11 protein-coding genes are annotated in these 9,698 nt (G+C 54.3%); 1 reads left to right on the top strand and 10 read right to left on the bottom strand.

All coding sequences use genetic code 11. The features are described from left to right. Positions 1–36: 36 nt before the first annotated feature. From dinB to IPZ49_RS18315, 8 genes are all read right to left on the bottom strand, one after another. A complete protein-coding gene (dinB, locus tag IPZ49_RS18350) occupies positions 37–1,095 on the bottom strand; it encodes a DNA polymerase IV (protein ID WP_048965736.1) in 1,059 nt (352 codons plus the stop codon). A 107-nt stretch (positions 1,096–1,202) separates the two neighbouring features. Then, entirely contained in the window at positions 1,203–1,403 is a 201-nt protein-coding gene (gene nqrM / locus IPZ49_RS18345) for a (Na+)-NQR maturation NqrM (RefSeq protein WP_003863212.1), read from the bottom strand. Between the two features lie 2 nt (positions 1,404–1,405). After that, on the bottom strand, positions 1,406–2,629 hold the full coding sequence (gene nqrF, locus IPZ49_RS18340; RefSeq protein ID WP_015571374.1) for an NADH:ubiquinone reductase (Na(+)-transporting) subunit F: 1,224 nt from the start codon (positions 2,627–2,629) through the stop codon (positions 1,406–1,408). 10 nt (positions 2,630–2,639) lie between these two features. Next, positions 2,640–3,236, bottom strand: a complete 597-nt coding sequence (nqrE, locus tag IPZ49_RS18335) for an NADH:ubiquinone reductase (Na(+)-transporting) subunit E (RefSeq protein WP_003863217.1) — start codon at positions 3,234–3,236, stop codon at positions 2,640–2,642. 6 nt (positions 3,237–3,242) lie between these two features. Then, positions 3,243–3,881, bottom strand: a complete 639-nt coding sequence (locus tag IPZ49_RS18330) for an NADH:ubiquinone reductase (Na(+)-transporting) subunit D (RefSeq protein WP_003863219.1) — start codon at positions 3,879–3,881, stop codon at positions 3,243–3,245. Next, positions 3,874–4,668 carry a Na(+)-translocating NADH-quinone reductase subunit C gene (locus IPZ49_RS18325; RefSeq protein ID WP_022647144.1) on the bottom strand — a complete coding sequence of 265 codons (795 nt, stop codon included), beginning with the start codon at positions 4,666–4,668 and terminating at the stop codon, positions 3,874–3,876. The genes IPZ49_RS18330 and IPZ49_RS18325 overlap by 8 nt, the downstream gene beginning before the upstream one ends. Then, entirely contained in the window at positions 4,661–5,896 is a 1,236-nt protein-coding gene (locus tag IPZ49_RS18320; RefSeq protein ID WP_022647143.1) for an NADH:ubiquinone reductase (Na(+)-transporting) subunit B, read from the bottom strand. Before IPZ49_RS18320 ends, IPZ49_RS18325 begins: the two co-directional genes overlap by 8 nt. Before the next feature lie 2 nt (positions 5,897–5,898). Then, positions 5,899–7,242: a Na(+)-translocating NADH-quinone reductase subunit A gene (locus IPZ49_RS18315; RefSeq protein ID WP_063146729.1), complete on the bottom strand. Its 1,344-nt coding sequence runs from the start codon at positions 7,240–7,242 to the stop codon at positions 5,899–5,901. Positions 7,243–7,542: 300 nt separating this feature from the next. Between IPZ49_RS18315 and dpaA the strand changes: the two genes are divergently transcribed. Then, the gene (dpaA, locus tag IPZ49_RS18310) at positions 7,543–8,283 is read left to right on the top strand and encodes a peptidoglycan meso-diaminopimelic acid protein amidase (protein WP_023305486.1); all 741 of its coding nucleotides are present in this window, start codon (positions 7,543–7,545) and stop codon (positions 8,281–8,283) included. On the opposite strand, the gene IPZ49_RS18305 is transcribed toward dpaA, so the two are convergent. Next, a complete protein-coding gene (locus tag IPZ49_RS18305; protein WP_017383120.1) occupies positions 8,254–9,021 on the bottom strand; it encodes a class II glutamine amidotransferase in 768 nt (255 codons plus the stop codon). The two genes, dpaA and IPZ49_RS18305, sit on opposite strands and share 30 nt — an antisense overlap. 48 nt (positions 9,022–9,069) lie before the next feature. Next, positions 9,070–9,648 carry a D-sedoheptulose 7-phosphate isomerase gene (gene lpcA / locus IPZ49_RS18300; RefSeq protein WP_003863232.1) on the bottom strand — a complete coding sequence of 193 codons (579 nt, stop codon included), beginning with the start codon at positions 9,646–9,648 and terminating at the stop codon, positions 9,070–9,072. Positions 9,649–9,698 lie beyond the last annotated feature (50 nt).

Genomic DNA, 9,698 nt, shown 5'->3' with positions numbered 1-9,698 from the left:
TGGCGCTTCGCTTACCGGGCATACGATTAGCCTAATCTACAGTCCCAGCACCAGCTGACGCTCCAGCTGCGGATCCAGCAATGTGACGTGCAGCCCCACCAGCCTTACCCCTCGTCCGCCCCGCCGCTCTTCCCATGCCTTTTTTGCCGTCGCAATAAGATCCTCTTTGTTGAGGCGTGGCCAGACGTGCTCCTGCGTCGTCTGTTGAAAATCGTTAAATTTCAGTTTGATGCCCTGCCGGGCAATAAGCAGATCTGGTTTGACCTTCAGTAAGCGTCGTTCAAGCTCAGGATAGAGTTGTTCCGTAATAATGGTTTCACACTCTGTCCAGTCATGGATATCTTCGCTCAGCGTGCGTTCAACGCCGACCGATTTACGCAGCCGTTCGTTGTTCACATCCCGGTCATCAATGCCCTGACTGCGTTCCCACAGTACGCGGCCAAACTTACCAAAACGCTTAAGCAGCAGCGCCAGATCGCTGCGCTGAACGTCTTCACAGGTGCGTAGCCCCATATTTTCCAGCTTCGCGGCGGAGACTTTACCCACACCGGGGATTTTGCTGAGCGGCAGCGTCTTTAAAAACGCCGGAACTTCTTCCGGGGTGATGACGTACTGGCCGTTGGGCTTATTTAAATCGGAGGCGATTTTGGCGAGAAATTTTATCGGCGCGACGCCTGCCGATGCCGTCAGGTTCAGCTCGTTAAAAATAGTCTGGCGGATCTCCTGCGCCATCAGGGTGGCGGAGCCGTGGCAGTGCACGCTGTGGGTGACATCCAGATAGGCTTCATCCAGCGATAACGGTTCAATCAGAGAGGTGTAGCGGGAGAAGATCTCCCGAATGTGGCTCGATGCTTCTTTATAGGCATCAAAACGTCCGGGCAAAAGAGTGAGATGCGGGCACAGTTTCAGCGCCATCGCTGTCGGCATGGCGCTGCGCACACCGTATTTGCGAGCAGGATAGTTGGCGGTGCTGATGACACCGCGCTGAACCCGGCTGCCGCCAATGGCGATGGGAATATCCCGCAGCGCCGGGTTGTCACGCATCTCCACTGCGGCAAAAAAGCAGTCCATATCGACATGGATTATTTTGCGCATAGTAAGCCCTCACTCATTACTGGATAAGTATACAGTAAACAAATGAGGGTTGAGAAGTATGCGTGGGAATTGTCGGGTGGCGGCGTTGCCTTACCCGACATACAAAACTAAATAATGCGTTGCTGCTCGCGAGCCATCCGTTTTTTTCGCGCATCGCACGGTTCCGGACAATCGCACACTTTTTCCATTCCGATGGAAGATATACCTCCACAGCTGCCCTGGATGCTTTTACGCTTGATGATCCAGCCTAAGGACATCCCGAATATCACCAGTACAAACACCGCAAAGGTCGCCAGAAAGGTCAGCATAATCAGCCTCCGAAATCATCGAGCATGATGTTCTCATCTTCCACGCCAAGATCTTTTAGCATCTTAATCACGGCAGCGTTCATCATTGGCGGGCCACACATATAAAACTCGCAATCTTCCGGTGCCGGGTGCTGTTTGAGGTAATTTTCATACAGCACGTTGTGGATGAAGCCCGTATAACCTGTCCAGTTATCTTCCGGCTGCGGATCGGATAACGCCACATGGAAGGTAAAGTTAGGGTTATCACGTGCCAGTTGTTCAAACTCATCGTCATAGAACATTTCGCGCAGTGAACGCGCCCCGTACCAGAAGCTGATCTTGCGCTTGCTGCCAAGGCGTTTGAGCTGGTCAAAGATATGTGAACGCATCGGCGCCATACCCGCACCGCCGCCGATAAAGACCATTTCCGCGTCGGTGTCTTTGGCAAAGAATTCGCCGAACGGGCCGGAAATCGTCACTTTGTCGCCAGGCTTGAGGGACCAGATATAGGACGACATGACGCCAGGGGGTGCATCAGGCACATTCGGCGGCGGCGTGGCGATACGCACGTTGAGCATAATAATGCCCTTCTCTTCCGGGTAGTTAGCCATGGAATAAGCGCGAAGCGCGGGCTCTTTTACTTCGGAAACAAAGCGGAAGAGGTTAAATTTATCCCAGTCAGCCCGGTACTCCTCGGGCACGTCGAAGTCAGCATACGCCACGGTATGTGCCGGACAATCAATCTGGATATACCCACCCGCACGGAACGGGACGCTCTCCCCTTCAGGAACGCGCAGCTTGAGCTCTTTAATGAACGTGGCTTTGTTATCGTTAGAGATAACTTCGCACTCCCATTTTTTCACGCCGAAGATCTCCTCCGGCAGCTCAATCTTCATGTTCTGGCGCACAGCGACCTGACACGCCAGACGGCAGCCCTCTTTCGCTTCACGCTTCGTGATATGCGACAGTTCTGTTGGCAGAATATCACCGCCTCCCTCTTTCACCGTCACACGGCACTGTCCACAGGAGCCACCGCCGCCACAGGCAGACGAGACAAAAATCCCGTTGCCGGAGAGCGTATTAAGCAGCTTATCCCCTGCCGGGGTACGGATCTGATTCTGCGGATCGTCATTGATATCAATGATCACATCCCCGGAATTCACCAGCTTCGCACGCGCTGCCAGGATCAGCCCTGACAGCACCAGTACTATCAGCGTGAACATCACCACGCCAAGAATAATTTCCATCTTTTAGCCCTTATAGCTGCACACCGGAGAAGGACATAAAGCCCAACGCCATCAGGCCGGTGGTGATAAAGGTGATCCCTAAGCCACGAAGCCCCGCAGGTACGTTGGCATATTTCATTTTTTCACGGATCCCCGCCATGGTAACAATCGCCAGCATCCAGCCGATACCGGAACCGAAACCATACACAACCGATTCACTGAAGTTGTAATCGCGCTGAACCATAAATGAGACGCCGCCGAAAATGGCGCAGTTCACCGCGATTAGCGGCAGGAAGATCCCCAGTGCGTTGTACAGCGACGGGAAGTATTTATCGAGGATCATCTCCAGGATCTGAACAAGCGCCGCAATCACCCCGATAAAGGTGATGAAGTTCAGGAAGCTAAGATCAACGCCCTCCACCAGCGCGCCATCGCGAAGCACGAAGTTGAACACCAGGTTGTTAATCGGAACGGAAAGCCCCAGCACAACAGTGACCGCCACACCCAGACCGAATGCCGTCGATACCTTCTTAGAAACAGCAAGGAACGTACACATGCCCAGGAAGAAAGCGAGCGCCATGTTTTCAACAAACACCGCGCGCACAAATAAACTCAGGTAATGAGCCATCGTCGGTTACTCCTTTTCCTGCTGTTCAGGCTTCAGCGTACGAATCAGCCAGATCAGCAAACCGATAATGAAAAATGCGCTTGGTGCCAGCAGGAACAAACCGTTCGGCAGATACCAGCCGCCGTTCTGTACCGTATCCAGCACCGGAATGCCAAACAGTTTGCCGCTGCCAATAAGTTCGCGCAGGAAACCAACCGTCAACAGGATCACACCGTAACCCAGCCCGTTGCCGATACCGTCCATAAAGCTCGCCAGTGGCGGCATTTTCATCGCATAGGCTTCAGCGCGCCCCATCACGATACAGTTGGTGATAATCAGGCCGACAAACACCGAAAGCTGCTTCGAGGTTTCATAAGCGAAGGCGCGCAGAAGCTGATCAACCACGATCACCAGCGAGGCGATGATCGCCATCTGGACAATGATCCTCACGCTGTTGGGTATGTGGTGGCGGATCATTGAGATAAACATGCTGGAAAACGCTGTCACCAGCGTTACCGCCAGCGTCATGACCACCGCCGTTTCCAGCTTGGTGGTTACCGCCAGAGCCGAGCATACACCCAGCACCTGAAGCGTTATCGGGTTATTGGCTAAAAGTGGGCCAATCAGCACCTTTTTAACTTCTTTCAGTTCACCCGTATCAGCCATTGTTCAGCGCTCCTTCACGTACATTCTTCAGGAAGGGACCAAAGCCCAGTTCACCCATCCAGAAATCAAAGCTGTGCTGCACCCCATTAGAGGTGAGCGTGGCGCCGGAAAGGCCATCAACGGCAAATTCATCACCGGGACGCGCTCCTCCTTTCACCACCTTCAGCGCAGGCTGGCCGTTGTCATCGAGCACTTTTTTACCGACAAACTGTGCCCGCCAGTTAGGGTTCTCAACTTCGCCCCCCAGCCCTGGTGTTTCGCCCTGATCGTAATATGTAATGCCTTTGACCGTACGGCCATCGGTATCCAGCGCCACAAAGGCGTACATCATTGACCATAAACCGTTGCCATAGATGGGCAACACGATTTCCTGGATGCGCTTTTGCTCGTCGCGGACGAGGTAAATCTCCGCGACATTGCTGCGGCGCTTAATGCCTGCCGGATCCTGCGAGGCGTCAAGCATGGTGCTCATCTGCGGATCTTTTAGCGCCAGCGCCTGGTTATATTTCGCCGGGTCTTTATCCATTAACTCCCCGGTTTTTAAATCCACCAGCCGTGCGGTAATGCGTTCGGCAAACACCGCTGCGACGTCATCCTTCGTCATGCCTTCCTGCATCAGCCCGGCAACGGCAAGGATGTTACGCTGTTTATCCAGCGCACGTTGCTCCTGCTGTAGCGGTTTCAACCCAACGGCAGAACCGGCCACGACAATGGAACAGACCAGACACAGTACCAGCACCACCAGCAGCGTTTTGCTGATACTGTCGTTATTTTTGATCTCAGCCACGCGCCTTCCTCCGCTTAATGTTGGCGCGCACGACCAGATAGTCGAACAGCGGCGCAAACAGATTGGCAAACAGAATGGCCAACATCATCCCTTCCGGATAGGCCGGGTTGACCACGCGAATCAGTACACACATCACCCCAATGAGCGCGCCGTAGCACCATTTTCCTCTGTCGGTAAACGAAGCCGAGACGGGATCGGTGGCCATGAACATCATGCCAAACGCAAAGCCTCCCAGCACGAGGTGCCAGTACCACGGCATGGAGAACATCGGGTTAGTGTCTGAACCAATAAAATTGAAAAGCGTAGCGGTGAGGACCATCCCAAGCATGACGCCAGCGACAATGCGCCAGGACGCCACGCGGCCAAAGAGGATGATGGCTCCGCCGATCAAAATCATCAGGGTAGACACTTCACCGATGGAGCCTGGAATATTGCCAATAAACGCATCAAACCAGGTGACAGGCTGTCCGGTTGCATTGTTGACCAGCGTTTCGCCGCCGCCTGCCGCCCACTGTGAAAGTGGCGTCGCGCCGGAGAATCCGTCTGCTGCCGTCCACACCAGGTCGCCCGAGATTTGCGCCGGATAAGCAAAGAACAGGAACGCGCGCCCTGCCAGTGCCGGGTTGAGGAAGTTGCGTCCGGTCCCGCCGAAGATCTCCTTGGCAATCACCACGCCAAAGCTGATCCCCATCGCCGCCTGCCAGAGCGGCAGCGTTGGCGGAACAATTAGCGCAAACAGAATAGAGGTAACAAAGAAGCCCTCGTTGATCTCATGTTTGCGAATAATAGCGAACAGAACCTCCCAGAAACCGCCCACAATAAAGACAGTCATATAGATGGGGAGGAAGAAGACAGCGCCCAGCGTCATCATGCTGATCCAGCCTGCATCTGCCGCAAAGCTCACCCCGAGCGACTGCGCCAGACGATAGTGCCAGTCAGACTGAATCACCTGCGCCAGCTGCTCTGCATCGTACATATGGTGCAGCGCCGGAATAGTCTGCAACCCAACGTTATACATCCCCCAGAACATGGCCGGGAAGACCGCAAACCAGACCAGAATCATCATTCGCTTGAGGTCGATGGCGTCGCGAACGTGCGCCGCGCCTTTCGTCACCAGACCCGGGGTGTAGAAAATGGTCGTTGTCGCTTCATACAGCGGGTAGTACTTTTTGAGCTTCCCTTCGGTAAAGTGCGGCTCTATTTTTTCAAAGAGGTGTTTTAAGCCCATGGTTATCCTTCCTGCTCAATGCGGGTTAACACCTCGCGCAATACGGGTCCATATTCGTATTTACCTGGACACACATAGGTACACAGCGCCAGATCTTCTTCGTCCAGCTCCAGACAGCCCAGCGCCTGGGCACCGTCGGTATCGCCAGCCAGCAGATCGCGCAGCAGCACAGTGGGCAGAATATCCAGCGGCATCACGCGTTCGTAGTTGCCAATCGGGACCATGGCGCGCTCACCGCCGTTGGTGCTGGTGGAGAAGTTAAACAGCTTACGACGCAAAAAGTGGCCGAGCGTGGTACGGGTTACCGAGTATTTTTCCGCGCCAGGAAGCACCCAGCCGAACAGCTCTTTCTCACGCCCTTCAAGCACCACGCTCACCTGAAGATGGAAACGACCCAGCCAGGCCATCGGGCCTGTCGCGTGTCTGCCGCTCAGCACCGAACCGGAAATAATGCGGTTTTCACCTTCTTTCGTTTCGCCAGCCAACAGCGCCGTCAGGTCTGCCCCAAGCAGCGTGCGAACCAGACGCGGTTGGGTTGCCTGAGGGCCGCCGATGGCAATAATGCGTTCTGCGCACAGCTCACCCGTGGTGAAGAGCTTACCGATAGCGATCACGTCCTGATAATTAAGATGCCAGACCTGTTTCGTCAGGCTTACCGGCTCCAGGAAATGAATATGCGTTCCCACCAGCCCGGCCGGATGCGGGCCGGCAAATTCATTAAAGGCGACCTGCCCTTGCGGATGCCCGCCCAGCTTACCGCCGCTGGCCTGGCAGACATGCACTTTGCCCGGCGTCAGGCGCGTTAACACGGTGAGGCCGGCATCGAAAGCTTTGCGTTCCGCCAGGATAAGAGGCTGCGGATCCGCGCTGAGCGGGTTGGTGTCGATAGCCGTAACGAAGATAGCGGCTGGCACAGTGCCAGGTACGGGTGTTTTGCTATAGGGACGCGTGCGAAGCGCCGTCCACAGTCCTGACTCCAGCAGTTGCGTCTGCACCGCGTCGTGGCTGAGGGTAGCGAGATCGGCGGCGTCAAAACGCGCAAACTCGCGTTTTTCGTCACCTTCAATTTGAATGACAACCGACTGCAGGACGCGACGCTCACCACGATGGATGGCGACGACGGTACCGCTGGCAGGGGCTGTAAACATAACGCCAGGATTTTTTTTATCCTCGAAGAGTGCCTGGCCTTTTATTACACGATCGCCTTCCTGTACCAGCATCGCGGGGCGCATGCCCACGTAATCATCACCCACAATAGCGACATGATGAATACTGGCGCCGGTCGTTACGTGCTTTTCAGGCACGCCAGAGATTGGCAGATCGAGTCCTTTTCTGATTCTAAACATGTGGTTAGCAGGTATCCATGAACAACAATCCAGAGAGGCCGGAGTGTACCATTTTCGGCCCTGCCAAGGGCAGTAAATCCGCCGTCTGGCGCGCCGAAATGCGAGCTATTGCGCAAAGTTCCTGGAGTCAGGACAATATGAATGGGTTATAAAGTAAAACTAATTTGTAAACGCAAAGGTTGGCTCTTGCGAAAATCTCCATCGGTGCTAATGTGAGCGCTCCTGTCCAGATTAGTCTGATTTCGGGTGTCTTTTGCCGTTCTGGCAAGTTGGTCATTGTTTTATCAAGGAACCAGTAGTATGCGTAAAATCGCATTGTTCATTGCGATGCTTCTGATACCGTGCATGTCGTTTGCCGGGCTGCTTGGCAGTAATAGTTCAACGACGCCGGTCAGCAAAGAGTATAAACAGCAGTTGATGGGTTCCCCGGTTTATATTCAAATCTTCAAGGAAGAGCGCACACTCGATCTGTTTGTCAAAATGGGCGAGACGTATCAACTGCTCGATAGCTACAAAATCTGTAACTATTCTGGCGGACTGGGGCCGAAACAGCGCCAGGGTGACTTCAAAAGTCCGGAAGGGTTTTACAACGTTCAGCGTAGCCAGCTAAAACCGGACAGCCGCTTTTATAAAGCGATTAACATCGGTTTCCCTAACGCCTTTGACCGTGCGCACGGTTACGAAGGGAAATACCTGATGATCCACGGCGCCTGCGTGTCTGTCGGCTGTTATGCGATGACGGATTCCGGCATTGATGAAATCTTCCAGTTTGTCACGGGCGCACTGGTCTTCGGCCAGCCGAATGTTCAGGTCAGCATCTATCCGTTCCGTATGACGGATGCCAACATGGCGCGCCATAAGTACTCTGTTTACACAGATTTCTGGAAACAGCTAAAACCGGGTTATGACTACTTCGAGCAGACCCATAAGCCGCCGGTGGTGTCCATCGTCAATGGCCGTTACGTGGTGAGTAAACCGCTCAGCCATGAAGTGGTTCAGCCTCAGCTGGCGTCAAATTACGCGGTCCCCGAGACAAAATAGCGCCCACTCGCCTGGCATGATCTTTTGCCAGGTTTCGTTGCCCGTCAGCGGCTGCGTTGCAATGACAGTGACCACATCGTTCGGTGTGGTCTCCTTCTGAAAATCAATTTCCACATCCTGATCGAGCAGCGTGGCGACGCCAAACGGCGCACGTCGGGTGATCCAGAACAGATTCGTCGAGCAGAATGCCATCACGTAGCGTCCGTCAGACAGCAGCATATTAAACACGCCCTTCTCGCGTAACTCAGACGCCAGTGACGCTATGTACTTAAATACTGCGGTCATGTTGCCGGGCGTACGGGGGTAGCGCTCGGTCAGCTTGTGCAGCAGCCAGCAAAATGCTTTTTCGCTGTCCGTTTCACCGACAGGACGAAAATTGCCGGTTTCCAGTGATTTATAGCCCGAGAGCTGCCCGTTGTGCGCATAGGTCCAGTTACGTCCCCACAGTTCACGGGTAAACGGATGGGTATTTTCCAGCGCCACTTCGCCACGATTGGCCTGGCGGATATGGGCGATCACCGAACAGGATTTAATAGGATAGTCCTGCACCAGTCTGGCAATGGGTGAGTTAAAGCTGGGCTGTGGATCTTTAAACGTGCGACATCCTTTGCCTTCGTAGAAGGTAATGCCCCAGCCGTCTTTATGCGGCCCGGTTCCTCCACCGCGCTGAACCAGCCCGGTGAAACTAAAGCAGATATCGGTTGGCACATTGGCGCTCATCCCGAGCAGTTCGCACATAGAACACCTCCACAACAGCGGGGGGCACCGGCGCCCCCCAGCGAAGTCTTACTTAACCATCTCTTTTTCGATCAGTTGGATCAGGATGTGGATCACTTTGATGTGAATTTCCTGAACGCGATCCGCATAACCGAAGTGTGGTACACGGATTTCAATGTCCGCTGTACCGTCCATCTTACCGCCATCTTTCCCGGTCAGGGTGATCACTTTCATGCCCTTCTCACGCGCGGCGGCGATCGCTTTGATCACGTTAGCGGAGTTACCGGACGTGGAGATCCCCAGCAGCACGTCGCCTTCACGGCCTACGGCTTCAACGTAGCGGGAAAAGATATGGTCGTAACCGAAGTCGTTGCCTACACAGGAGATGTGGCTCACGTCGGAAATCGCAATCGCCGGGTAGCCCGGACGGTTTTCGCGATAGCGTCCGGTCAGCTCTTCGGCGAAGTGCATGGCGTCACAGTGCGAACCGCCGTTACCGCAGGAGAGCACTTTACCGCCGGCTTTGAAGCTGTCGGCAAGCAGGACCGCCGCGCGCTGAATAGCGTGAATATTGGCATCATCTTTCAGAAAGTTCGCCAGCGTTTCCGCCGCTTCGTTCAGTTCGTTACGAATAAGATCCTGGTACATGAGGATAATCCTTCAGTATTGATGAAATAACACAGTGGAGTGTACCGGAT

This window comes from Enterobacter cloacae complex sp. S2 (assembly GCF_015159675.1).
In the GTDB taxonomy this organism is placed as follows: domain Bacteria; phylum Pseudomonadota; class Gammaproteobacteria; order Enterobacterales; family Enterobacteriaceae; genus Enterobacter; species Enterobacter intestinihominis.
Note: the sequence above shows the minus strand (reverse complement) of the source record. Positions and strands in the feature narration are given on the sequence as shown.